Raw genomic sequence first — 25,121 nt, 5'->3', positions numbered from 1 at the left:
AGTTACAGGAGGACGGTAGATGAACATTAGGCAACTAGCGCTGCAAAATATAAAGGGGAATTGGCGTAATTATAAAGTGTTTTTCTTAAGTAGTTGTTTTGCAATATTTGCTTCTTATGCATATATGTCTGTCATTGTACATCCGTATATGCAAGAGACAATGTGGTATCAAAATGTACGCTGGGGACTTATCGTATGTAATGTTATAATTATTTCTTTTTTCGTTATATTTATTTTGTATTCTACTTCTATTTTCATAGAGGCACGCAAGAAAGAATTAGGACTATATATGTTAATGGGGGCGACGAAGTCTAACTTAATAGGAGTGATTATGGCCGAGCAAATATTGATCGGGATTTTCGCTAATATTTTCGGTATCGGGCTTGGCATGATCTTTTTAAAACTCTTTTTTATGGTGTTTAGCATGTTACTTCGCCTTCCGAAAGAACTTCCTGTTATATTTGACATGAGAGCGATTGGTGTAACGTTTGTTACATATATGGTCGTATTTATTTTCTTATCTTTTATAAGTGCTGTACGTATATGGAATATAAAAATCATTCGGTTATTAAAAGAATTTCGAACAGATAAACGGGAGAGGAAAACATCAAAGTGGCTTTGTTTATTCGGTTTTGCTTGTTTAGTGGGCGGATATGCGTTAGCACTACAAGTGACGATGACAACGATAGCATTATACTTTTTTCCGGTTGTTATACTCATTTCTTTTGGGACGTATTTCTCATTTACACATGGCGCTACACAAATATTAGAAGTGATAAAAAGAAATAAAAGGATTATGTATACATATCCGTATTTATTTATAGTGAATCAATTGTCACATCGAATGAAGGAAAATAGTCGCTTTTTCTTTCTGTTGTCTATGGCAACAACGTTTGTCGTTACGGCGACAGGTACGGTGTTCTTATATTTTTCTAGCATGCAAGATATGTGGCGTGGCGGAGGAGTACACTCATTTTCATACATAGAAAAAGGCACTTCTGCTCATGAAGTTTTCGAGAAAGACAAGGTTGAAAACTTATTACATCAATATGGATATGATGATTTTCAATCTATGAGTTTTGTTGGAGTGTATGCATCCTTTCAGTCCAATAAGGGAGAAACAACAATAGCACCGCTTATAAGGGAAAGTGAATACAATCAAGAGGCAAGAAAACAAAAACAGAAAATGTATCATCCTAAAAAAGGAACAGTTACACTTGTTTATTATAATAAACGTAATTATCCAAATCTATATAATCAAAAAGAGATTCAATTGCAAGTTATGAATCAAACATATCAATTTGTATATAACGGTCAGAAAGAAGGGGTGGAATTTAATTATCACCCCGCGCACATTAATGGTCTGTTCTTCGTCATGAATGATGAAGATTTTGACAGTATAGCAAATACAATTCCGGATTCTGAAAAAATGATATATAGAGGCTACACATTACCAAATATTGAAAGTACGAAGGGGTTAAATGAAGATTTACGGAAACATATGAAACATGATACAAATGATGCGTTTCGAAGTAATATGGAATTATATGTGAATATGAAAGAAGGTGGTGATATTACTCTATTTATAGGCTCATTCATTAGCATATTATTCTTCCTTACGTCATGTAGCATCGTATATTTTAAATGGTTTCATAATATTGCATCCGATCGAAAGCAGTACGGGGCGCTCTCTAAACTTGGAATGACGAAGGAAGAAGTGTGGAAGATTTCTCGTTGGCAATTGTGTATGCTATTTTTTGCGCCAATTATAGTAGGGAGTATGCATAGTGCAGTTGCGTTATATACGTTTCATAATACTCTTTTTATGGACGGATCATTAAGAAAAGTGGGCTTGTTTATTCTGTTTTACATTGCTGCATGTATCATCTATTTCTTCTTCGCTCAAAGAGAATACAAGAAACATTTAGACTAGCGAATGCTAGTCTTTTTTAAATATTCGAAATTCTCATAGAAGAATATAAAAAAGTATGGTATAACAGTAAGAAAACGAAAAAGAGGGAAAAGACGATGATTCGAGTAGGATATTTAGGACCAGAAGCGACATTTACAAATATGGCGGTGAGTCGTTTTTTTCCGGAAGCAGAGCATGTACCGTATCGAACGATTCCAGATTGTATTGATGCAGCCGCAAATGAAAATGTAGATTATGCGGTCGTACCGTTAGAGAACGCCATAGAAGGTTCAGTTAATATAACGGTTGATTATCTCGTACATGAGCAGCCGCTTTCCATTGTAGGAGAAATTACAGTGCCAATTCAGCAACATTTACTCGTACACCCGCAGTACGAAGAAGTGTGGAAAGAAGTATACGCTGTACATTCTCATCCGCATGCCATTGCACAGTGTCATAAATTTTTAAATGAGGAATTAAAAGGCGTAACCGTTCGAGATATGACATCAACAAGCGCTGCTGCGCAATATGTGAAAGAACATTCTGAAGAAAAAGTTGCCGCCATTGCAAATGAAGCAGCGGCAGAAAAATACGGATTAACAATTGTAAGGCGTGACATTCATACGCATAAAAACAACCATACGCGTTTCCTTGTTTTGCATAAGAAAAAGAAAGCAGTACTCCCAAACAACGGAGAAAATCGCGGTGAGAAAACGACGCTTATGATAACGTTACCTGCGGATTATGCAGGAGCGCTGTATCAAGTGTTATCAGCTTTCGCATGGAGAAAATTAAACTTATCAAAAATCGAATCTCGCCCGATGAAAACAGGTCTTGGAAATTACTTTTTCTTAATTGACGTAGATAAAGCATATGATGACGTATTATTGCCAGGCGTAATGATGGAACTTGAAGCACTTGGCTTTTCTGTTACTGTTCTGGGGAGTTATTCTTCTTATTGGCTGTAAGAAGTGAGGGTGTCGGTATTTGTTGATAAGTCGATATTTCATGTCGAATCGCTGATATAATTAAAGAAGCGGTCGATATAATTTCATTTACTAGTATAATGATAGATTAATAAAAACCCACCTGCAGAAGGTGGGTTTTTTTATTTCAACTCCGCAAGACGATCCTCTAACTGACCACGCCAAATATCAGCTAGTTCTGGAACAGCAAGAATCTTTTCAAGGCCATCTTTATCTTTTCTATTATGAAAATAGATTTCGTTAGAGAAGAGAACAGATACATTGCTTAGATGACGCTCTAGTAATATGATTTTAGAATCTTTACGCACAGTACCTTCTTGTAGAACTCGGCATAAGTATCCAGTATATCCGGTTGCTACAATGCGTGGTAAAATGCCAGGAATGCCAAGACGTTTTGAAATTGTACTACAAGGTACGCGAGCTTGTGTAACTTGAATAATTGCCTCACCTAATTGATATGTATCTCCGATGCAAACATCACGTTCTAACATATTTGTTACGGTAATGTTTTCTCCAAATGTGGAAGCTGGAAGTGTTGTTTGAAATTCTTCTTCCCATAGTGCGTAATGTTCGTATGAATACACACAAACAGCGCGGTCAGGTCCACCGTGATGTTTTAAATCAGCTACATCATCACCAAGGAATCCATCTTTTGAGAGGAAAGCTTCTTCTGTAGGCTCTTTACATATACCAGTGATCATTTCTTTATCTTCGTTATATTTCATTTGTTTTGGTTTACCGGTGCTAAAGTGAACGAGTTCAATTCCCATATTTAATACTCCTTTACAATTGTTTACAATATTATATCATCTACAAAATAAAAGCACAGAGAATGATGAAAACCTCTGTGCTTTACATTAATAAACGAGAAATCCAGCTTTATCTAGTGCCTCACAAGCTGCATCTAATTTCTCCTTAGAATCTGCTTCAATTGTATGTAAGTGAATACCGTCTGTTAGTTGCGAAAGATAGGAAGCGTTTGTGTTTTCGATTTTTTGTAAATATTGCTCTACATCAAAGCGATTACTTACCATAATCGATGCTGTTAAGTCGCCGTATACAGGGTGCTCAACTTTTACGTCTTTAATCGTAACGCCGTGGTCAACTAACATGGTAAGTTCTTGACGTACTTCTGCCGGTTTATGTTGGCATACGATTACGCGTTCAAAAGCTTGTTGTCTTGTTTGTGGTTTTAAATATAAATACCCTTGTGCAGTTGCAATAATTGGTTCATTTCGTGCTTTTAGTAAGGAAATGTCTTGAACGATAACTTGCCTACTTACGTTTGTCTTTTTAGATAGCTCATTCCCCGATAACGGTTCATTTGCAGCAAGAAGCCACTCGAGGATGAGTTGTCGTCTTTCTTCGCCTAAAATCTTTTTTTGATCATTTTGTTTCATAATGATTTAACACCTCTATAAAATTGATTTCCAATTGTGTGTAGTGCATGAATAGCTGTATCAATTTGTTCTTTCGTTGTGTGATGTCCGAAAGAAAAGCGGACATATTGTTTTGCCTCTTCATACGTTTTTCCAATTGCGAGCATTGTTTTTGAAGGTTCTTGTTTACCGACTTGGCAAGCACTTCCAGTTGAAATGGCAATACCATGCCGGTTACATTCTAACATTGTATACTGACCTTCTATTCCTTTTATTGTAACCCCAATAATATGTGGTAAACAAGCTGTAGAATGTCCTTGCACTTCAATTTCTAGAGAAAGTGTTTGCAATTGCTCTAAAAAATAAGATCGTAATTGTTTAAAACGAAAGCTCTCTTCCTTTTGATTCTTTAATATATGCTCTGCGGCTGTTAAAAAAGAAGCGACTCCAGGAACGTTCACTGTACCAGGGCGAAAGCCTTTTTCATGAGAAGTTCCAGGGAATATTTGTTCCCAGCGAACTTGCGGATTTATATAGCAAGCTCCAACTCCTTTTGGTCCGTATATTTTATGGGCTGAAACAGAGAGACTATCAATCTCCATCGCTGTAACGTCTATTGGAAGTTTACCAAACGTTTGAACACAATCCGAATGAAATAAAACATTAAATTTTTTTAAAAGTGCTCCGATCTCTGCAATGTTTTGAATGGTCCCAATTTCAGAGTTTCCGTGCTGTATACTTGCTAGAGCAGTATCTTCTGTAATAGCTGCTTCTAAATCTACTAAATGAATTATCCCACTTTTATCAACAGGAATCTCAGTAATAGTATAACCTTGCGATTGTAAGGATTGAAAATAACTTCGAATCGATGCGTGTTCCATAGGTGTCGTAATAATGTGCTTTCCATTTCTAGCATTTAGAAGGGATTGAATCGCAAGGTAGTTAGATTCTGAACCGCCGCTTGTAAAGAATACACCTTGTTCCTTACCCCCAATCATTTCTGCAAATGTTTCTCTACAAACTTGTAATAAAGATGATGCACTTCCGCCGATATCGTGTAAACTTTGTTCATTTCCGAAATATGTTTTTGCCGCTGCTATATATGTTTCTAAAGCTTCTTCGCTCATAGGTGTTGTCGCTGCATAATCTAGATATATCATCATGTAATTTCCTCTCTTCAGTAAGAGTGACATTTGTTTTCGTTTTTAGAATGGTAGTGAAAATAAGAATTGTAAAAAAACTCTTGTCATTATTTTAAAACTATGTAAATATAGGTGTCAAGACAGTTGAAAAGTGTAAAGTAGGAGGCAACAATTATGCCAAGTGCAGATGTCTTGATTATTGGAAGCGGTGTTGCAGCGCTTCGTGTTGCGAAAGAGCTTTGTCACGAAAAGAATGTGATAATTATCACAAAAAAAACAGGACGTAATAACAATACACATTTAGCTCAAGGAGGAATTGCAGCAGCTGTTGCTACATATGACGATCCGAGTGGGCATTTTGAAGATACATTAGTGGCAGGTTGCCATTATAACAACGAAGAAGCAGTTCGTTATTTAGTTGAAGAGGGGCCGAAAGAAATAAGTAAGCTTATTACAAATGGAATGAAATTTGATGGGGATGAAAAAGGGCTCCACCTTGGTAAAGAAGGAGCGCATCGAAAACGGCGTATTTTACATGCGGGAGGAGATGCAACTGGTAAAAATCTATTAGAGCATTTAATACAAGAAGTAGTTCCGAACGTTACTGTCGTTGAGCATGAAATGGTGCTCGATTTTATTATAGAAAATAATAAATGCATAGGAGCTTTAACGCGAAATAGTGAAGGGAATCTGAAGCGTTACTATGCTGATAATACGGTGTTAGCATCAGGAGGAATAGGTGGTTTGTACGCCTTTACATCGAATGATGAGACAATTACAGGCGATGGACTTGCGATGATATATCGAGCTGGGGGAGAACTTGTTGATTTAGAATTTGTACAATTTCATCCGACGATGTTATACGTGGACGGGCGATGTTGTGGTCTCGTTTCTGAAGCAGTCCGTGGTGAAGGAGCTGTCCTTATAAATGGAAAAGGACAGCGTTTTATGATGGATATACATCCCGGGAAAGATCTCGCACCGCGTGATGTAGTGGCAAGGGCTATTCATGAACAACTCCTTGCGGGTGAAACAGTGTACTTAAACATCGAAGCCATTCAAAACTTTGAACAACGTTTTCCAACCGTCTCATCATTATGTAAAAAGAATGGCGTTGATTTAAAAGGGAACCTTATTCCGGTCGTACCGGGTGCTCATTTTCATATGGGCGGCGTGAAGACGAATTGTGACGGAGAGACGTCCATTTCAAACTTATATGCGGTCGGTGAAGTGGCTTGTAATGGAGTTCATGGTGCGAATAGATTGGCGAGTAATTCATTATTAGAAGGTCTTGTGTTTGGAAGACGAATAGGAAAACACATTTTAGCTAAACCAGCAGAGGAAAGAAAAAATGTGCCGGAAGAGAGAGGGAAAAGTTTTATAGCTCTTAATGATTTACCGCTGAAAGAAGAAATACAAGAATACATGATGAAGCATGTTGGGATTGTGCGAACTGAGAAAAATTTATCTTATGTTAAGAGATGGTTTAGTAGGTACGGTGTGCTAAATATGATCTTACAATATGATGCACTTACAAATGAAGAGATAACGCTTATTAATATGTTAACAGTTTGTGAGCTTATAACAGTATCAGCTTTGCAAAGAGAAGACAGTATTGGTGGTCATTATCGCATTGATTATCCAGAAAGAAATAGCGTAAAAAAAGAGATTATCCGAGTGAGAAGAAAACTACAACTTGTTTAATAAGGGGAAGAGGGGTTTTATGAATACGTTAAAAGTTAAGGAAGCATTAAATCGATTTTTTCTAGAAGATATAGGAGAAAGAGATGTAACATCTCAGCTTATCTTTCCCGATAATGCACTTGCGAAAGGAACGTTTCTTGTAAAGGATACAGGGGTATTTGCAGGGCGCTTAGTAATTGAAGAAGGATTTAAATTAATTGATCAGAGAATTGAAGTTGAACTTCATAAAAAAGATGGGGATCTTGTAGAAAAAGGCGAAATAATTGCAACCGTGCAAGGCCCAATCGCATCATTATTAACGGCAGAGCGCGTTATATTAAACGTTATTCAGCGTATGAGCGGGATAGCGACGATGACACGTAAGGCGGTTTTTGCTTTAGATAGCAGTCATACACGCATTTGTGATACGAGAAAAACGATGCCAGGACTACGTATGTTTGATAAATATGCGGTAGTATGCGGGGGCGGATTTAACCACAGATTCGGTTTATATGATGGTGTCATGATTAAAGATAATCATATCGCTTTTGCTGGCTCGATTACAAAAGCTGTTACATCGGTGAAAGAAAGATTGGGACATATGGTGAAAGTAGAAGTCGAAACAGAGACAGAGGCGCAAGTAAGAGAAGCGGTAGAGGCCGGCGCAGATGTTATTATGTTCGATAATCGTACGCCAGAAGAGATTCGTGAGTTTTCAAAAATTGTACCAAGTGCCATCGTTACGGAGGCTTCAGGTGGTATTACAATTGAAGATTTATCAAAATACGGAAAAACAGGGGTAGATTATATTTCACTTGGAGCGTTAACACATTCAGTGAAAGCACTTGATATTAGTTTTAATATTGAGGCCTAATGAGAGTGGTTTAGAGGGGGAGAATCATAAATGGGTATTTTAGAGAAAGTTCAGCCAATCGAAGTCATGTTACCAGAGCGTTATCAAACGATGTCTACATTAGAGATGGAAGAGCGTGTCCGTGAAATTAAAGAAAAAATGGGGGCATTACTATTTATTCCAGGACATCATTATCAAAAAGATGAAGTGGTGCAATTTTCAGATGCAGCAGGGGACTCACTTCAACTCGCGCAAGTTGCAGCGAATAATAAAGAGGCAAAATATATTGTGTTTTGTGGTGTGCACTTTATGGCAGAAACGGCAGATATGTTAACGACAGATGATCAAATTGTCATCTTACCAGATATGCGTGCCGGCTGTTCTATGGCAGATATGGCAGATATTGAACAAACAGAAAGAGCGTGGAAAGAGCTCACGAAATTATTTGGGGATACGATGATTCCATTAACGTATGTAAATTCAACAGCTGCGATCAAAGCGTTTTGCGGTCGTAATGGAGGGGCAACAGTAACCTCTTCTAATGCAAAACAAATGGTGTCTTGGGCGTTTACACAAAAAGAGCGTCTCGTCTTTTTACCAGACCAACATTTAGGAAGAAATACAGCGTATGATTTAGGTATTCCTTTAGAAAAAATGGCAGTGTGGAACCCGCATACAGATTCGTTAGAGTACGATGGAGATATAGAAGAAATTCAAGTGATTTTATGGAAAGGCCATTGTTCTGTTCATCAAAATTTCACTGTGAAAAATATTGAAAATGTGCGAAAAAATCATCCGGATATGAATATTATTGTTCACCCTGAATGTTGTTATGAAGTTGTTGCCGCTTCTGATTATGCAGGATCAACGAAATATATCATTGATATGATTGAAGCTGCTCCAGCGGGAAGTAAGTGGGCGATTGGTACAGAGATGAATTTAGTGAACCGAATTATTCAGCAACATCCTGATAAAGAAATTATTTCGCTAAATCCGTTTATGTGTCCTTGTTTAACAATGAACCGAATTGACTTACCTCACCTATTATGGGCACTTGAGAACATAGAAAGAGGAGAACAGATTAACGTTATTCGTGTGGAGAAACAAGTAACAGAAGAGGCAGTTCTTGCATTAAATCGTATGTTAGAGCGTGTTTAAAGCAGCGGAATTTTCGTTGCTTTTTTTCGTACATATAATCATAACAAGAACGAAAGAGGCATACATTGTGTTGAGGAAATCATTGCGATTTTTCTATGCTTATTCCACTTCGAATCATATTGAAAATAGAAGAAGTGATAAAAGTAAAAGAAGTTAATGTTGTTTAGAAAGTGTTACTTCAAAGTGTTTTTTACTTATAGATAAGTTATACAGGAGGGGGAAAATTTGAAAATTCATATCGTGCAAAAAGGGGAGACCCTTTGGAAAATTGCAAAAAAGTACGGAGTGGATTTTGAGACGCTAAAAAAAACAAATACACAGCTTAGCAATCCAGACCTAATTATGCCAGGGATGAAAATTAAAGTGCCATCGAATAGCGTTCATGTGAAGCAACAGACTGGATCGGGTTCAGCGCCCCCGAAACAATATGTAAAAGAGGTACAGCAAAAAGAGTTTGCATCAACACCAACCCCGCTCGGAATAGAAGATGAAGATGAGATTACGTATCAATCAGCACCTATTACACAGCAGCCAGCTATGCAACAAACGCAAAAAGAAATGCAGGTAAAACCGCAAAAAGAAATACAGGTGAAACCGCAAAAAGAAATACAGGTGAAACCACAAAAAGAAGTACAGGTGAAACCACAAAAAGAAGTACAGGTGCAGCCACAAAAAGAAAAACCAGTTGAAAAACCGTCAGTCATTCAAAAACCATCTGTTATAGAAAAACAAAAGCCAACTACGAAGGAGAACACTAAATTTTCCATTAATGTATTGCCACAGCCACCGCAACCGCCAATTAAAGCGAAAAAAGAATATAAAATTTCAGATGTAATAAAAAAAGGAAGCGAGTTAATTGCTCCTCAAATTAATAAAATGAAACCTAACAACGTCATTTCTCCGCAAACGAAAAAAGAAAATATAGGAAATGTCTCACCGCAAGTGAAAAAAGAAAATATAGGAAACATAGTGTCACCGCAAGTGAAGAAAGAAAATGTAGGGAATATAGTCTCACCGCAAGTGAAGAAAGAAAATGTAGGAAGCATAGTCTCACCGCAAGTGAAAAAAGAAAATGTAGGAAGTATAGTGTCGCCGCAAGTGAAGAAAGAGAATGTAGGGAATATAGTGTCGCCGCAAGTGAAAAAAGAAAATGTAGGAAGCATAGTGTCGCCGCAAGTGAAGAAAGAGAATGTAGGGAACATAGTCTCACCAAACGTATCAAAAGAAAGTGTTATTATCCCGCAAGTAATACCGCCTAATATTCAAGTGCCGAACATAATGCCAATAATGGATAACAATCAACCACCAAATATAATGCCAATAATGGATAACAATCAACCACCAAATATAATGCCAATAATGGATAACAATCAACCACCAAATATAATGCCAATAATGGATAACAATCAACCACCAAATATAATGCCAATAATGGATAACAATCAACCACCAAATATAATGCCAATAATGGATAACAATCAACCACCAAATATAATGCCAATAATGGATAACAATCAACCACCAAATATAATGCCAATAATGGATAACAATCAACCACCAAATATAATGCCGATAATGGATAACAACCAAATGCCGAACATGATGCCGATAATGGATAATAACCAAATGCCAAACATGATGCCGATAATGGATAACAATCAAATGCCAAACATGATGCCGATAATGGATAACAGTCAAATGCCAAACATGATGCCGATAATGGATAACAATCAAATGCCGAACATGATGCCGATAATGGATAACAACCAAATGCCGAACATGATGCCGATAATGGATAACAACCAAATGCCGAACATGATGCCGATAATGGATAACAACCAAATGCCGAACATGATGCCGATAATGGATAATAACCAAATGCCGAACATGATGCCGATAATGGATAACAACCAAATGCCGAACATGATGCCGATAATGGATAACAATCAAATGCCGAACATGATGCCGATAATGGATAACAACCAAATGCCAAATATAATGCCGATAATGGATAACAACCAAATGCCAAACATGATGCCGATAATGGATAACAATCAAATGCCAAACATGATGCCGATAATGGATAACAATCAACCGCCAAATATGATGCCATATCAAATGCCATATCAACAGCCAATGATGACGCAATATCCGCATTATCAGCAACAAAATCCATACAATCAAATGCCGTATCAACAAATGGCACCGCAATATACTTCTATGCCAAATCCAAATATGATGCCAATGGATAATAATATGCCACCACTCGTACAAGGGGAAGAAGATTGTGGATGCGGAGGAGAGAGTAGGTTATATAGTCCGCAACCGGGTGGACCACAATACGCCAATCCTTTATATTATCAACCGACTCAGCCAGCATATGCACCGCAGCCAGGAACGATGTATTATCAGCCGGACCCACCAAATGTATTTGGTGAACCAGTTTCAGAAGAAGAGGATGAAGAGGAAGTTTAAAAAAGGTGGGGTTATTCCCACCTTTTTTGTATTCATGATAGTCAGGAATATGGTGAATTTACATTAAGTGCTAGAAAATTCCTAGTGAAATATTAACAGTGTAAAAACCCTCTCTATTACTCATCATAAGGGGGAGCTTTTCGAAAGAGAAGTTCATTCTAACAAGGGGGGGTTTTTGTATTGAATACGAAAGTAAAAGTTATTGCTGCTTCTTTGTTAGTTACCAGTGCATTAGCTGCATGTGGTACACCGAAAGATAATAATGCGATGGATGGACGTAACTATAATTACGAGCGTACATCTTATAATGATACACAGCCATATCGTGATAATGTAACGCGTAACGATCGTTCTACAGATTATGTAACATATAGAAACGGTCGTAACGATACAGGATATAATAATTATTACCGTGATGTAAATTACAATGGGCAAATTGCTAATCCGCATCCAACCCGTAATATTACAATGAACAATTCATACATTAACAATGATGGTAAAACTGCGGAGAAAATTACGAATCGTGTAAAACGTATGAATAACGTAGATCGAGTTTCTACAGTTGTATATGGAAACGATGTAGCGATTGCGGTAAAACCACGTAATCCAGCGACAAATGAAACAGCGATGGCGAACGAAATTCGTCAAGCTGTTGTAAATGAAGTTGGAAATAGAAACGTATATGTTTCTGTAAGAAATGACATGTTTACTCGTGTCGATGCAATGAGTACACGTCTACGTAACGGTACAGTTACAAACGATTTTAATCGTGACATAACAAATATGTTCCGAGATATTCGTTACGGTCTGACTGGTACAGTACGATAACAAATCAAAGAGGAAGGGGATAGCCCTTCCTCTTTATTCATCTTCGTCTTGTAAACGACGTTTTTTAATAAAATAACTAACGGAGTAAGAAACTAAAAAGCATATGAAGAAAATACTACCTGTTAGAATGGCTTCAAACAGAGGTCTTTCTGGACTGAAAATGATATAAATAATAGCTATGATAATTCCAACAATAAGAGAGCGTAAGACAAGTTTGTAATAAGGAGTTAACTTTATTTCCTTTTCACTTTCTTCTACATCTATTGAAACACTTAACTGTAAATAACTAAATAACATACTTGTAAGAATAAATAATAACCATAATGGAGATTTCGTAATTTGATTAGCTCCTTCAGTGAATCCAATATAGCCTAAAATTCCAATTATACCAATGTATTGAAAAAGAAAAGCAATACGTATGTTTTTTAACGTTTGAAGAATGAGACGTTCATCCTTTATTTTTTTCACAATATCCATCTCCTGTTTATTATGATTTCGCTGTCATACTAATTGTAACATATATGTTACAATTATCAATTTATAATTTACATAAAATTATTTGGATGGAAGAGGAAATGAAATATTTTTATAAACATGTTGCAGTTATACATTATTAATGTTATATTAGCAAAGCGATGAGCTAATTTACGTAAGTCGAGAGATATGCTTAAGTGCTAAACACGCGAATGTGGTCGCCTGGTCTCTCGCCGTAAACGCATCAAGACGCCTGCTTTGCAGGCGTCTTTCATTTTATATAAAAGTAACTGATACATGCAGATGAGGATTAACCCTTATCTGCATTTTTTATTTTCCTTAGAAATTTAATGCTATTGTTTATATGGATAAAACCCCCATTTCCGGAAAAGCTACAAATGAAAGTATGATTTTGCCTAGAAGAGGTGAACGGAAATGAAATGGATACTAATTGCAGTGCAAGCTTTCGTTATGATGTTTTGCTTAGCTTATGGATCCGATGTGAGGGCAGAAATAACAGAAAAAGAACCTGCAGTTACAATTTTATTAGAGCGTATGTATGTTGATGGAGAAGTAAGCGAGGAAATACTGACAGAAAAAGTAGCGGATTTAGAAAAGTTTTTGCAGCAATATAAAGAATGGCAACTTGTTGATCGTGATGATGTGCAAATCGTATTACAAAAGAAAGTTGAGGATATTTCTCCTTTACTGAAAACGAGCGGTTATTTTGGTGTTTCAGAGGAAGGGATATTGCAAATTTTCAAAGGGGTACCGAAAAGTGATAACGCGATCCATTCCTTCTTTCAAATTGATATGAAAAAGCTTGAAAGTTATGAGCGTGCGGAATTGAAACGTGGTATTCGCATAAAATCAAAAGAAGGTTTTGTAAAGACAATCGAAAAAATGAAGCAGTACGCAGTGCAAAATAAGAAAAAAAGCAGCTCAGGGTGAGCTGCTTTTTCTTATTTATTCTTAGCTAAAATCTCTTTTGCGATTTCATCAATTAGCATATCTTTTCCGATTGGATTGAAGGCTTTCGTATTGAAGGCTTCATTTGATACTTCATATACGTGATTATTTTTTACTGCTTTATTATCTTTCCAAACGGCACTGTTTTTATAGTCTTCGTACACTTTATCAGCTTCTCCGCCGAAGTTTACAATAAACATTTGATCAGGCTGGAATGCAACAAGACCTTCTAGTGATACTTGTGCCATCGTTTGTTTTAAATCTGTACCTTTTGTTGCTGGAAGCTTTAAATCGTTAAAGAGTATGTCACCATATCCGAAGCTACCGTATACACGGAAGTTTTGTGGTGTTACTGCAACGAACATAAAGTTCTCATCTTTTGTTTTTTCTTTAATTTTTTTAGATAAAGACTCTGCTTTTTTATCGTAGTCTGCAATCCATTTGTCAGCTTTCTTCTCTTCGTCAAATAGTTTACCTACTTCTTTAAACTTACCGCGCCAGTCTTCTAGATTTGTTTCTAGAACAACTGTCGGTGCAACTTTTTCTAGTTGATCATAAATTTTCAATTGACGATTGTTTAAAATAATTAAGTCTGGTTTTAAAGCAGTAACAGCCTCTAGGTCAACTTTAGGCGCCCAGTACCAGCCGACTGCTTTTACTCCGTCTAGCTTGTCTGTTAAGTGGTTTTGGATTTTATCTTTATATGTGTTTGCTGTACCAACAGGTTTGTGTCCAAGAAGTAATAACTCTTCTGTTGATCCAGATAAGTCAACAATTCTCTTTGGATTTACTGGAATTGTAGCTTCCCCTTTAGCGTGTTTTACAACTTTTGTTTTCGGTTGTTCTTTTGCTTTGGATTCTTCTTTTTGAGAAGAACAGCCAACAATAGAAAGAACAACTAGCATAATAGTAAATAAAATAAATAGCCTTTGTTTCATCCTGATGTAACCCCTTTAATTAATATTGATAATCATTATTGACTACTGTATATTAAGGTGCTTTATACTTTCTGTCAATGGAAAATAACAGAAGTTTCAAATAGAGAACATTTGTTGGGGCAGTCTCGCTTTTCTATTGTTAAATATGTTAAAATGGAATACATGATTTGAGAGGGAGAGATCGTATTTTGTTTGAATATGTTACAGGTTACGTGGAGTATGTAGGACCGGAATATGTCGTAATTGATCATAATGGAATTGGTTATCAAATTTTCACACCAAATCCGTATGTATTTCAAAGAAGTAAGCAAGAAATTCGTGTCTATACATATCATTATGTGAGAGAAGATATTATGGCACTTTACGGATTTAAAACACGTGAAGAGCGTTTATTATTTACAAAATTGTTAGGTGTATCGGGGATTGGACCAAAAGGTGCTCTTGCAATTTTAGCTTCTGGTCAAACAGGACAGGTCGTGCAAGCGATTGAACATGAAGATGAGAAGTTTTTAGTGAAATTCCCAGGTGTCGGAAAGAAAACAGCGCGCCAAATGATTTTAGATTTAAAAGGAAAACTAGCAGATGTCGTGCCAGATGCGTTTGTTGACCTGTTCTCGGATGCCGAAAGTTTTGATCAGAAGAAAGGTTCATCAACTGAGCTTGATGAGGCACTTGAAGCACTAAGAGCACTTGGTTACGCGGAGAGAGAAGTTTCTCGCGTTGTACCAGAATTATTAAAAGAATCACTTACAACGGATCAATATATTAAAAAGGCACTTAGTCTTTTACTAAATGGTAAGAGGTGAGTATAATGGACGAACGTCTCCTTTCAGGGGAATCTGGATACGAAGATGCGGATTTAGAGTATTCATTACGGCCACAGACGCTCCGTCAGTATATTGGCCAAGATAAAGCGAAACATAATTTAGAAGTTTTTATTGAAGCGGCGAAAATGCGTGAAGAAACGTTAGATCACGTACTTTTATATGGACCACCTGGACTTGGTAAAACGACGCTTGCGAATATTATTGCCAATGAAATGGGTGTTAACATTCGAACAACGTCAGGTCCCGCAATTGAAAGACCAGGAGATTTAGCGGCTGTATTAACAGCACTTCAGCCTGGGGATGTATTATTTATTGATGAAATTCATCGTTTGCATAGATCTATTGAAGAAGTGTTATACCCAGCGATGGAAGACTTTTGCCTTGATATCGTTATTGGGAAAGGACCGTCAGCTCGTTCTGTACGTCTAGACTTACCTCCATTTACGCTAGTTGGGGCAACGACGCGTGCAGGTGCATTATCAGCACCACTTCGTGACCGTTTTGGTGTACTTTCACGATTAGAGTACTATACAGTAGATCAGCTTTCTGCGATTGTAGAACGTACAGCAGAAGTGTTTGAAGTTGAAATAGATTCGTTAGCTGCATTAGAAATTGCAAGGCGTGCCCGTGGTACACCTCGTATTGCAAATCGTCTATTACGACGTGTACGTGACTTCGCACAAGTTCGCAGTGACGGAACCATTGCGATGGAAATTACACAAATGGCGTTAGAACTATTACAAGTAGATAAATTAGGACTTGATCATATCGATCATAAATTACTGCTTGGTATTATTGAAAAGTTCCGCGGTGGTCCAGTTGGATTAGAAACTGTTTCAGCAACGATAGGGGAAGAATCGCATACGATTGAAGATGTGTATGAGCCGTATTTATTACAAATTGGCTTTTTACAAAGAACGCCAAGAGGCCGGATCGTAACGCCGCTCGCATATGAGCATTTCGGAATGGAGATGCCAAAAGTATGACGGAGATGCCAAAGCTGCTTATTACAGCTGGTATTTTGCTCATTGTTGCTGGATTAGCTTGGAAGTTCATAGGAAGGCTTCCAGGCGATATTTTTGTGAAAAAAGGTAACGTTACCTTTTATTTTCCTATCATTACATGTATTGTGTTAAGTATTGTATTATCTTTTATTATGTATATAATAAATCGATTCAAATAAGAAATAGGTGGATACAGTTATGGATATTAATTTGTTTGATTTTCATTTACCAGAAGAGCTCATTGCACAAATTCCGCTTGAAGAGCGTGAAACATCAAGATTGATGATGTTAGACCGTGAAACAGGAGATATTGAGCACAAACATTTTACGGACATTCTTTCTTACTTACATGAGGGGGATTGCTTAGTTTTAAATGAAACGAAAGTTATGCCTGCTCGCTTGCACGGTGTGAAAGAAGATACAGGTGCACACATTGAAGTACTTCTTTTGAAACAAGAAGAGGGCGATAAGTGGGAAACGCTTATAAAGCCAGCGAAGCGTGTAAAAGAAGGAACTGTTATCTCTTTTGGTGAAGGAAAGTTAAAAGCAACTTGCATTGGAACAGCAGATCAAGGTGGGCGTCAACTTGAGTTTTCATATGACGGCATCTTTTATGAAATTTTAGACGAGCTTGGAGAAATGCCACTTCCTCCATATATTAAAGAGACGCTAGAAGATCGCGATCGTTATCAAACGGTATATGCGAAGGAAATAGGTTCAGCAGCAGCACCGACAGCTGGGCTTCATTTTACAGAAGAGTTACTCGAGAAATTGAAGCAAAAAGGCGTTCAATTAGCGTTCATTACACTCCATGTAGGACTTGGAACATTTAGACCAGTTTCTGCAGATACGATTGAAGAGCATCATATGCACGCAGAGTATTACCATATGTCTGAAGAGACAGCTGCGTTATTAAACCGCGTGAAAGAGAATGGCGGACGTATTATTACAGTAGGTACGACATCAACTCGTACGTTAGAGACGATTGCGACAGATCATAGTGGTAAGCTTTGCGCCGCTTCTGGCTGGACAGATATTTTTATGTACCCAGGATACGAATTTAAAGCAATTGATGGTTTAATTACAAACTTCCATTTGCCGAAATCAACATTAATTATGCTTGTAAGTGCATTTGCAAATAGAGATAATGTACTTCATGCTTATAATGAAGCAGTAAAAGAAAAATATCGTTTCTTTAGCTTCGGTGATGCGATGTTCGTTGCATCTCACGCTAAAATGAGAAACAAATAAAAGGAGTAAATTATGACAGCAATTCGTTATGAATTTATTAAAACTTGTAAACAAACGGGTGCGCGTTTAGGTCGAGTACATACGCCACACGGTTCATTTGATACACCAACATTTATGCCAGTTGGTACACTTGCAACAGTTAAAACGATGTCACCAGAAGAATTAAAAGCAATGGATTCTGGCATTATTTTAAGCAATACGTATCATTTATGGCTACGTCCAGGCCACGAAATTATTCGTGAAGCAGGTGGCTTGCATAAGTTTATGAACTGGGATCGTGCAATTTTAACGGATTCAGGTGGATTCCAAGTATTTAGCTTAAGTGACTTCCGCCGCATTGAAGAGGAAGGTGTTCATTTCCGTAATCACTTAAATGGAGATAAATTATTCTTATCACCAGAAAAAGCGATGGAAATTCAAAATGCATTAGGTTCAGATATCATGATGGCATTTGATGAGTGCCCACCGTTCCCAGCTACTTTTGAATACATGAAGAAGTCTGTAGAGCGTACGAGCCGCTGGGCAGAGCGTTGTCTAAAGGCGCATGAACGTCCACAGGATCAAGGTTTATTCGGTATAGTACAGGGCGGAGAGTTTGAAGAACTTCGTCGCCAAAGTGCGAAAGATCTTGTTTCAATGGACTTCCCTGGCTATGCTATAGGCGGTCTATCTGTTGGTGAACCGAAGGATATTATGAATCGTGTTCTTGAGTTTACAACACCACTTCTTCCTGATGATAAGCCACGTTACTTAATGGGTGTAGGTTCTCCTGACTCGTTAATTGATGGTGCGATTCGCGGTGTTGATATGTTTGACTGTGTACTTCCAACTCGTATCGCTCGAAATGGTACATGTATGACAAGTGAAGGCCGTCTAGTTGTGAAAAACGCGAAATTCGCTAGAGACTTCGGACCGCTTGATCCGAACTGTGATTGCTACACATGTAAAAACTATTCTCGTGCGTACATTCGTCACTTAATGAAATGCGATGAAACGTTCGGAATTCGTTTAACGTCTTATCACAACCTTCATTTTCTGTTAAACTTAATGGAGCAGGTGAGACAAGCTATTCGTGAAGACCGTCTTGGCGATTTCCGCGAAGAGTTCTTTGAACAGTATGGCTTTAATAAACCGAATGCTAAAAACTTCTAATACATAATTTAAAAGGAGGAACAAAAGATGAATGCAGGTATGATGAATATCGTTATGATTGTTGCGATGTTTGCGATTTTCTATTTCTTATTAATTCGCCCGCAACAAAAGCGTCAAAAAGCAGTTGCTCAAATGCAAAATGAAATCAAAAAAGGTGATGCTATCGTAACAATCGGTGGTTTACACGCTACAATCGAATCAGTAGATGAAACGAAAATCGTTGTTAAATCTGGTGGTTCACACTTAACTTTCGATCGCAATGCGATTCGTGAAGTTGTGAAAAACTAATGATGAAGGCCCTGCATGAAATGTGCAGGGCCTTTTTTTACTTATTTTGTTTTGACATATTTACACCGAAAATACCTCCGAGTGTACTCGCGCCCATTAATGCTAATTGGTAGAGTAACTGTGAGTTCGATAAAGTTTGAGAGAAGCCTAAATAGTTAACGAGAAAGACGAGAAGAGTGAATGTGAGCCCTGTAGTGAAACCTACTAACCAACCTTTTCCTTGTGCCTTTTTACCAGCAATAAATCCAGACATAAGCATAGATAGAAGGGCTAGTATAAAAATAGTAATTACTAATGTCCCTTCATTAATATTCGTAAATTTTAATAAAAGAGCCATGATCATACTTGTAATAGATGCGAGGATTAATAGGGTAATAATACCGAAGCCGATTGCACCCGATAATTTTTTCGTTCCATCCATTATGTATTCCCCCTTTTTAATACAAGCATATTTTCATTTTGTTTAAGTTAGACTAGTTTCTTTTTTGTAGGGGAGCCTATAAGTAAAAAAAGGGGATGTAGCAATGGAATGGGTATCAATAATCGGACGAACAATGCTTTTGTATACAATCATTTTAATTATTTTTCGTCTTATGGGTAAACGTGAAATTGGAGAATTGAGTGTATTAGATTTGGTTGTATTCATTATGCTCGGTGAAATGGCTGTAGTGGCAATTGAAAATACAGATAAATCACTTTGGCATCAATTAGTTCCAATGATTTTTCTAATGTGTATACAAATCATTTTGTCGGTCATTTCTTTAAAGTTCCAGCGTTTTCGGCATTTAATAGAAGGAGAGCCTGCGATTCTTGTGAATGCAGGTAAAATTGATGAAAAAAAGATGCGGAAGCAGCGATATAACATAGATGATTTATTGATGCAACTACGTGAGCAAGGAATCGGAGATGTGCGTGATGTAGAATACGCTATTTTAGAACCATCTGGAAAGTTATCTGTCTTTCAAAAACAAAAAAGTAAAAAGAGCAAAAATGATACACCAATTTTTACACTCCCACTAATTATTGATGGAGAAATTCAATACAATCATTTGCAAATGATTGAGCATACAAATGAGTGGCTCGTTGAGAAATTGAATAACTTAGGTTATAAAGATGTGAAACAGATTGTATATTGTAGTTTTCAAAATGGACAATTTTTTGTTGATTTGAAAGAAAATTAGAGGCTTACCATTTTGAATGGCAAGCCCGCTTACTTCAAAAATGAAAGTTTCCGAATGATAGGGAGACGACTTAATTCTTCTTTTCGAATGAGTTTGAAAACGAAGAGGAGAATGATATAAACGATTGTTGTTAAGGTGATTTCCCATAACGTTTGTACGCCAAGTGAATGAGAAAAAACGATATGCTTATGAAGATAAAAACCGAAGGTACCAGCAATCCCGATAGCAATTCCGCCGAAAATATAGTCTTTTGCGTAAATGGTAAATGCAATTTTCTTTAAAACAGTGGCGTAGTGAAGGAATGTTACGGTTACTATATTTGCTGCGATGGCGAGGGCAACCCCCATCATTTGGAACTCTGGGCGTGAAGCGAGTGCAAAAATAACGATTAATTTTACGATAGCGCCAATAAAGGTGTTCATCATAGCAGCGCGTGCTAAGTTTAAAGCTTGCAACACAGATGTAAGGGGACTTTGGAAATAATGAAATAAAAAGCAAGGTGCAAGAAGCTGGATGAACGCGGCCGCGTTGTCTGATCCGTACATGAGAGTTAAAACTGGAGAAGCAAATACATATAATATAACGACTGACCATCCGCCGGTTATTAAGGAAATTCGAAGCGCTTGTTGTAATCGGTGTTCCACTAATTTGTGTTGTCTCTTTGCCATTGCCTCGCTAATTGATGGGACGAGTGCTGTAGAAAGAGCATATGTAATAAAGGCTGGCAGTGATAGAAGCGGGAACGCATATCCGTTTAATATACCGTATTGCTGAGTGGCGACAGAAGCAGCAACGCCGGCGATCGCTAAGCTTTGCATAACGACGATAGGTTCAAAGAAATAAGAAACGGAACCAATTAAACGGCTTCCTGTAGTTGGTAAAGCAATGTCCATAAGGGAATAAAATGTATTTTTGCTCTCCTTTACAGTAGTGAAAAATCCAGAGCGTATAGATAAATGTTTTTCGCGTTGGAATAAAGTAAGTAAAAATAATAAAGATGCAACTTCGCCAAGAACAGCTGATAGCATGGCACCGGCTGCAGCATATTCTACGCCGTAAGGTAAAAATAACCGAATGCATACAGCGATAATTGTAATGCGGACAACTTGTTCTATGACTTGAGCATAAGCGCTCGGCTTCATATTTTGTTTCCCTTGGAAATAACCACGTAAAACGGAAGAAACTGCAATAACAGGGACGACAGGTAAAATAGCCATTAATGGATAGTAAGTTCTTTCATCTGTTAGTAATGTTTTTGCTAAAATAGGTGTGAGTAGCATAATCCCAATTGTTAAAATGATACTAATAATGGATGTAACGGCTAGCGAGACAGTTAATATTTTTTTAACTCTTTGTTTATCGTTCACTGCTTCCGCTTCTGCTACAAATTTTGCGATTGCCACAGGAAGACCAATTTGTGTTAATGTAATTGCTAAAATGAAGGTGGGGACAGCCATCATATAAAGGCCAACGCCTTCTTCGCCTAAAATACGTGCCATTACAATGCGGTTAATAAATCCAAGAATTTTTGTAATAAAGCCAGCTATCATTAAAATAAATGCACCTTTTAAAAAGCTTTGTCTCGTCATACTCTTCTCCTACCTTCTCAAAATCAATGGAATGATTTACAATAATTTATATGCACGTATGAGACAAGAATGACAAGCATTTAAGAGAGTAAAGTATGAATGGTACTCTTGAAAGAAGTTATTACTGTCCATTAGAGCGGGATTAAAAGCGACTTTTCGTGCTGAAATAAGAAGGAGATGTTATATATGTTGGATAAAGAGGCTTTGGTAGAATCATACCGCGGACAGTTACAAGTCGTTTTAGAAAGTAAAGTAGAAGAGTTTCAAATGTTCGGTTACGACCGAGTGACAGATAATGATATTTGGAAGTTTCTCAAGGCGAAAAAGTGGAAAAAGATAGACAGTGATGTTAGGTTATATGAATTAGTAAATGATGTATTAAGAGTAAGTACTAATGAATATATGAATTATTTAACTGTTGAAGCATATCAAGCGCCACTTTGGTCGTTTGATGAATATGAAAATAAATAACCGACTGTAATTGGTTTGTTCTTCCTTTTGCAGTATAATGATAGGTATTGATAAAGAGGAATTAATTATGTCTAAGATTATATATAAAGGAGGTAGTGAAGAGGAAAAATAAATAATGAAAGTGTAGGTATTGTGAAAAGCTTACCGACACAGCTAGTGATGAACTAGCGGAAATACATGTATTTTATAGAAAGTAAGTCTACTAACTAGGCGTATGCACACGTGCAAAAATGAATCGTAAGAGATTTATTGAAAGTGTTAGTAGCAGAAAGAGGGTACATATGGCAAAGCGTGGTACAAGAATTGCCGCCTTTTTCCTCATCGTTTTATTAATTGGTGGAGTAATTGGTGCGGCAGGAAAAGACATAGCAAAAGGAATTAGTCTAGGACTAGACCTTCGCGGTGGTTTTGAAATTCTGTATGAAGTAAAACCAGCCAAAAAAGGTGATAAAATCGATCGGGATGCACTTGTAAGTACAGTAGGTGCTCTTGAAAATCGTGTCAATGTTCTTGGTGTAAGTGAGCCGAACATTCAAATCGAAGGGGAAGATCGAATTCGTGTCCAGCTTGCTGGTGTACAAGATCAGCAAAAAGCACGTGAAATGTTATCAACACAAGCGAAACTCACATTCCGTGATGTGGATGATAACCTTCTTATGGACGGAACGGATTTAAAAGGCGGCGGAGCGAAGCAAACATTTGATGAGCAAGGCCGTGCGAGCGTAGGTCTTACACTAAAAAGCGCTGAAAAATTCCGTGAAGTAACTGAAAAGATTTCAAAAATGCCACCACCAACGAATTTAATGGTAATTTGGCTTGATTTTGAAGAAGGAAAAGATTCATATAAAGCAGAATCTGCAAAACCGAATCCGAAGTTTTTATCAGCAGCAACAGTAAGCCAAGTATTTAACCAAGCTGAAGTATCTATCGTAGGTGGAAACTTTACAGTTGAAAGTGCGAAAGAACTTTCATCGTTATTAAATGCAGGTGCACTCCCTGTTGATTTAAAAGAAATGTATTCAACATCTGTTGGAGCAAAATTTGGTCAACAAGCATTAGAGCAAACGATTTTCGCTAGTGCGATCGGTATTGCTATTATCTTCTTATTCATGCTTGTATTCTACCGTTTACCAGGACTTGTAGCGGTTATTATGTTAGGGTTATACATTTTCGTTACACTGCTTGTCTTTAACTGGATGCATGCAGTTCTTACGTTACCAGGTATTGCGGCATTAGTGCTCGGGGTAGGTATCGCAGTTGATGCGAATATCATTACGTACGAGAGATTGAAGGAAGAGCTTAAAATTGGTAAGTCGATGATGTCAGCATTCCGTGCTGGTAACCATCGTTCATTAGCGACAATTTTAGATGCGAACGTTACAACAATTGCAGCAGCTGGTGTATTATTCGCTTACGGTAATAGCTCTGTAAAAGGATTCGCAACAAGTTTAATCGTAAGTATTTTAGTTGGTTTCATTACGAACGTATTCGGTACTCGTTTCTTACTAGGTTTACTTGTAAAGAGCCGTTACTTTGATAAGAAACTATCTTACTTTGGTGTTAAGGAAAAGGATATTATTCCATTAACAAAAGGTGTAGTACATCCACCGACGAGATTTGATCGTATTAATTTCGTAAATATCGGTCATAAATTCTTCTTATTCTCAATTGTAGTTGTAATTGCTGGGGCAATTATATTACCGATCTTCAAAATGAATCTTGGTATTGACTTTGCAAGTGGTACACGTATCGACTTGCAATCAAAACAAGCAACTACTGTTTCTAATGTTCATAAAGATTTGAAAGAATTGAACATCGATGTGAAGGAAGAAGATATTGTACCGACCGGAGATGACAATAAAGGTTTCGCAGTTCGTACAGTAGGTGTTCTATCGAAAGATGAAATTGCGAAAACAAAAACATTCTTCCACGATAAATATGGTACAGATCCAAACGTAAGTACAGTTTCGCCGACAATCGGTAAAGAGATTGCACGAAATGCATTTATCGCAGTTCTGATAGCTTCATTGGTTATCATCTTATACGTAAGTATTCGTTTCCGCTTTACATATGCATTATCTGCGGTAATCGCATTGTTACATGATGCGTTCGTTATGATTGTTGTGTTTAGTCTTTTCCAGATAGAGGTAGACTTAACGTTTATCGCTGCGGTATTAACGATTATTGGTTACTCTATCAATGACTCAATCGTTACGTTTGATAGAAACCGTGAGTTATACAAACAGAAAAAACGAGTTCGCGACATAAAAGACCTAGAAGAAATCGTAAACTCAAGTATTCGTCAAACAATTGGTCGTTCAATTAATACAGTGTTAACAGTGTTATTCCCAGTAATCACACTACTTATTTTCGGTAGTGAATCACTGCGTAACTTCTCACTTGCATTATTAATTGGATTAGTTGTAGGTACGTACTCTTCTATTTTCGTGGCTTCTCAAATTTGGTTAATGCTTGAAAACCGTCGTTTGAAAAGGGGCAAAAACAAGAAGAAGGTTGAGAAAGAAGTATCTGAACCACAAGTATAAAAAATAAAACATATA

General features: G+C 37.2%; 24 protein-coding genes and 1 pseudogene. 18 read left to right on the top strand and 7 right to left on the bottom strand.

Annotation, left to right across the window (positions count from 1 at the left end):
- Positions 1-19 precede the first annotated feature (19 nt).
- Both NSQ47_RS15675 and pheA read left to right on the top strand, forming a co-directional pair.
- Positions 20-1,933 carry an ABC transporter permease gene (locus NSQ47_RS15675; protein WP_341037308.1) on the top strand — a complete coding sequence of 638 codons (1,914 nt, stop codon included), beginning with the start codon at positions 20-22 and terminating at the stop codon, positions 1,931-1,933.
- Positions 1,934-2,028: 95 nt separating this feature from the next.
- Positions 2,029-2,880, top strand: a complete 852-nt coding sequence (pheA, locus tag NSQ47_RS15670; RefSeq protein WP_002160369.1) for a prephenate dehydratase — start codon at positions 2,029-2,031, stop codon at positions 2,878-2,880.
- A gap of 140 nt (positions 2,881-3,020) precedes the next feature.
- On the opposite strand, the gene NSQ47_RS15665 is transcribed toward pheA, so the two are convergent.
- The 3 genes from NSQ47_RS15665 to NSQ47_RS15655 all read right to left on the bottom strand — a co-directional run bounded on the left by NSQ47_RS15665 (position 3,021) and on the right by NSQ47_RS15655 (position 5,440).
- Positions 3,021-3,668, bottom strand: coding sequence for an MOSC domain-containing protein (locus NSQ47_RS15665; protein ID WP_341037305.1), 648 nt, complete (start codon positions 3,666-3,668; stop codon positions 3,021-3,023).
- 87 nt (positions 3,669-3,755) lie between these two features.
- Positions 3,756-4,298: a transcription repressor NadR gene (locus NSQ47_RS15660; RefSeq protein WP_002160371.1), complete on the bottom strand. Its 543-nt coding sequence runs from the start codon at positions 4,296-4,298 to the stop codon at positions 3,756-3,758.
- Positions 4,295-5,440, bottom strand: a complete 1,146-nt coding sequence (locus NSQ47_RS15655) for an IscS subfamily cysteine desulfurase (protein WP_341037303.1) — start codon at positions 5,438-5,440, stop codon at positions 4,295-4,297. The genes NSQ47_RS15660 and NSQ47_RS15655 overlap by 4 nt, the downstream gene beginning before the upstream one ends.
- Before the next feature lie 153 nt (positions 5,441-5,593).
- Between NSQ47_RS15655 and nadB the strand changes: the two genes are divergently transcribed.
- The 6 genes and pseudogenes from nadB to NSQ47_RS15630 all read left to right on the top strand — a co-directional run bounded on the left by nadB (position 5,594) and on the right by NSQ47_RS15630 (position 12,416).
- A complete protein-coding gene (gene nadB / locus NSQ47_RS15650) occupies positions 5,594-7,123 on the top strand; it encodes an L-aspartate oxidase (protein WP_078172766.1) in 1,530 nt (509 codons plus the stop codon).
- Positions 7,124-7,142: 19 nt separating this feature from the next.
- Positions 7,143-7,976 (top strand): carboxylating nicotinate-nucleotide diphosphorylase, encoded by an 834-nt coding sequence (gene nadC, locus NSQ47_RS15645; RefSeq protein ID WP_002112024.1) that lies wholly within the window; start codon positions 7,143-7,145, stop codon positions 7,974-7,976.
- Between the two features lie 30 nt (positions 7,977-8,006).
- A complete protein-coding gene (gene nadA / locus NSQ47_RS15640; RefSeq protein WP_137076283.1) occupies positions 8,007-9,113 on the top strand; it encodes a quinolinate synthase NadA in 1,107 nt (368 codons plus the stop codon).
- Between the two features lie 225 nt (positions 9,114-9,338).
- Positions 9,339-9,495: pseudogene (safA, locus tag NSQ47_RS28240) on the top strand (SafA/ExsA family spore coat assembly protein); the annotation flags it as partial.
- A 155-nt stretch (positions 9,496-9,650) separates the two neighbouring features.
- Entirely contained in the window at positions 9,651-11,588 is a 1,938-nt protein-coding gene (locus tag NSQ47_RS15635) for a spore coat protein (RefSeq protein ID WP_445662104.1), read from the top strand.
- A gap of 180 nt (positions 11,589-11,768) precedes the next feature.
- A complete protein-coding gene (locus NSQ47_RS15630; RefSeq protein ID WP_078172769.1) occupies positions 11,769-12,416 on the top strand; it encodes a YhcN/YlaJ family sporulation lipoprotein in 648 nt (215 codons plus the stop codon).
- Between the two features lie 33 nt (positions 12,417-12,449).
- Here the strand turns inward: NSQ47_RS15630 and NSQ47_RS15625 are convergent, their stop codons facing one another.
- Positions 12,450-12,893 carry a branched-chain amino acid ABC transporter substrate-binding protein gene (locus NSQ47_RS15625; RefSeq protein WP_078179603.1) on the bottom strand — a complete coding sequence of 148 codons (444 nt, stop codon included), beginning with the start codon at positions 12,891-12,893 and terminating at the stop codon, positions 12,450-12,452.
- Between the two features lie 432 nt (positions 12,894-13,325).
- On the opposite strand from NSQ47_RS15625, the gene NSQ47_RS15620 reads away from it, so the two are divergent.
- Positions 13,326-13,841, top strand: coding sequence for a BofC C-terminal domain-containing protein (locus NSQ47_RS15620; RefSeq protein WP_002112016.1), 516 nt, complete (start codon positions 13,326-13,328; stop codon positions 13,839-13,841).
- Between the two features lie 11 nt (positions 13,842-13,852).
- Here NSQ47_RS15620 and NSQ47_RS15615 read toward each other — a convergent pair whose 3' ends face one another.
- Positions 13,853-14,797: an iron-hydroxamate ABC transporter substrate-binding protein gene (locus tag NSQ47_RS15615; protein WP_002112014.1), complete on the bottom strand. Its 945-nt coding sequence runs from the start codon at positions 14,795-14,797 to the stop codon at positions 13,853-13,855.
- A 188-nt stretch (positions 14,798-14,985) separates the two neighbouring features.
- Here NSQ47_RS15615 and ruvA point away from each other — a divergent pair, with 188 nt between their 5' ends.
- The 6 genes from ruvA to yajC are packed head-to-tail and all read left to right on the top strand — an operon-like array spanning position 14,986 to position 19,319.
- The gene (gene ruvA, locus NSQ47_RS15610) at positions 14,986-15,603 is read left to right on the top strand and encodes a Holliday junction DNA helicase RuvA (RefSeq protein ID WP_002112013.1); all 618 of its coding nucleotides are present in this window, start codon (positions 14,986-14,988) and stop codon (positions 15,601-15,603) included.
- Positions 15,604-15,608: 5 nt separating this feature from the next.
- The gene (ruvB, locus tag NSQ47_RS15605; protein ID WP_000344470.1) at positions 15,609-16,610 is read left to right on the top strand and encodes a Holliday junction branch migration DNA helicase RuvB; all 1,002 of its coding nucleotides are present in this window, start codon (positions 15,609-15,611) and stop codon (positions 16,608-16,610) included.
- Positions 16,607-16,807 (top strand): DUF2905 domain-containing protein, encoded by a 201-nt coding sequence (locus tag NSQ47_RS15600; RefSeq protein ID WP_002112011.1) that lies wholly within the window; start codon positions 16,607-16,609, stop codon positions 16,805-16,807. Before ruvB ends, NSQ47_RS15600 begins: the two co-directional genes overlap by 4 nt.
- A gap of 19 nt (positions 16,808-16,826) precedes the next feature.
- A complete protein-coding gene (gene queA / locus NSQ47_RS15595; RefSeq protein WP_016106222.1) occupies positions 16,827-17,879 on the top strand; it encodes a tRNA preQ1(34) S-adenosylmethionine ribosyltransferase-isomerase QueA in 1,053 nt (350 codons plus the stop codon).
- A gap of 12 nt (positions 17,880-17,891) precedes the next feature.
- Complete coding sequence (gene tgt, locus NSQ47_RS15590) at positions 17,892-19,031, top strand: tRNA guanosine(34) transglycosylase Tgt (protein ID WP_002015319.1); 1,140 nt, start codon at positions 17,892-17,894, stop codon at positions 19,029-19,031.
- A 27-nt stretch (positions 19,032-19,058) separates the two neighbouring features.
- Positions 19,059-19,319, top strand: a complete 261-nt coding sequence (gene yajC / locus NSQ47_RS15585) for a preprotein translocase subunit YajC (protein WP_002034132.1) — start codon at positions 19,059-19,061, stop codon at positions 19,317-19,319.
- 37 nt (positions 19,320-19,356) lie between these two features.
- Here the strand turns inward: yajC and NSQ47_RS15580 are convergent, their stop codons facing one another.
- Positions 19,357-19,740: a TIGR04086 family membrane protein gene (locus NSQ47_RS15580; RefSeq protein WP_002122721.1), complete on the bottom strand. Its 384-nt coding sequence runs from the start codon at positions 19,738-19,740 to the stop codon at positions 19,357-19,359.
- A gap of 103 nt (positions 19,741-19,843) precedes the next feature.
- Between NSQ47_RS15580 and NSQ47_RS15575 the strand changes: the two genes are divergently transcribed.
- A complete protein-coding gene (locus NSQ47_RS15575) occupies positions 19,844-20,500 on the top strand; it encodes a DUF421 domain-containing protein (RefSeq protein WP_002112002.1) in 657 nt (218 codons plus the stop codon).
- A gap of 29 nt (positions 20,501-20,529) precedes the next feature.
- Here NSQ47_RS15575 and spoVB read toward each other — a convergent pair whose 3' ends face one another.
- Positions 20,530-22,089 carry a stage V sporulation protein B gene (gene spoVB, locus NSQ47_RS15570; RefSeq protein WP_341037292.1) on the bottom strand — a complete coding sequence of 520 codons (1,560 nt, stop codon included), beginning with the start codon at positions 22,087-22,089 and terminating at the stop codon, positions 20,530-20,532.
- Positions 22,090-22,275: 186 nt separating this feature from the next.
- On the opposite strand from spoVB, the gene NSQ47_RS15565 reads away from it, so the two are divergent.
- Together NSQ47_RS15565 and secDF are read left to right on the top strand one after the other, a co-directional pair.
- On the top strand, positions 22,276-22,560 hold the full coding sequence (locus tag NSQ47_RS15565) for a post-transcriptional regulator (protein WP_002112000.1): 285 nt from the start codon (positions 22,276-22,278) through the stop codon (positions 22,558-22,560).
- A 281-nt stretch (positions 22,561-22,841) separates the two neighbouring features.
- The gene (secDF, locus tag NSQ47_RS15560) at positions 22,842-25,106 is read left to right on the top strand and encodes a protein translocase subunit SecDF (protein WP_002111999.1); all 2,265 of its coding nucleotides are present in this window, start codon (positions 22,842-22,844) and stop codon (positions 25,104-25,106) included.
- Positions 25,107-25,121: the final 15 nt, after the last annotated feature.

The sequence above is a fragment of the Bacillus sp. FSL R10-2780 genome (assembly GCF_038006125.1).
Taxonomy (GTDB): Bacteria; Bacillota; Bacilli; order Bacillales; family Bacillaceae_G; genus Bacillus_A; species Bacillus_A cereus_U.
The sequence above is the reverse complement of the archived record's forward strand: the minus strand, read 5'-3'. Positions and strand labels throughout refer to the sequence as shown.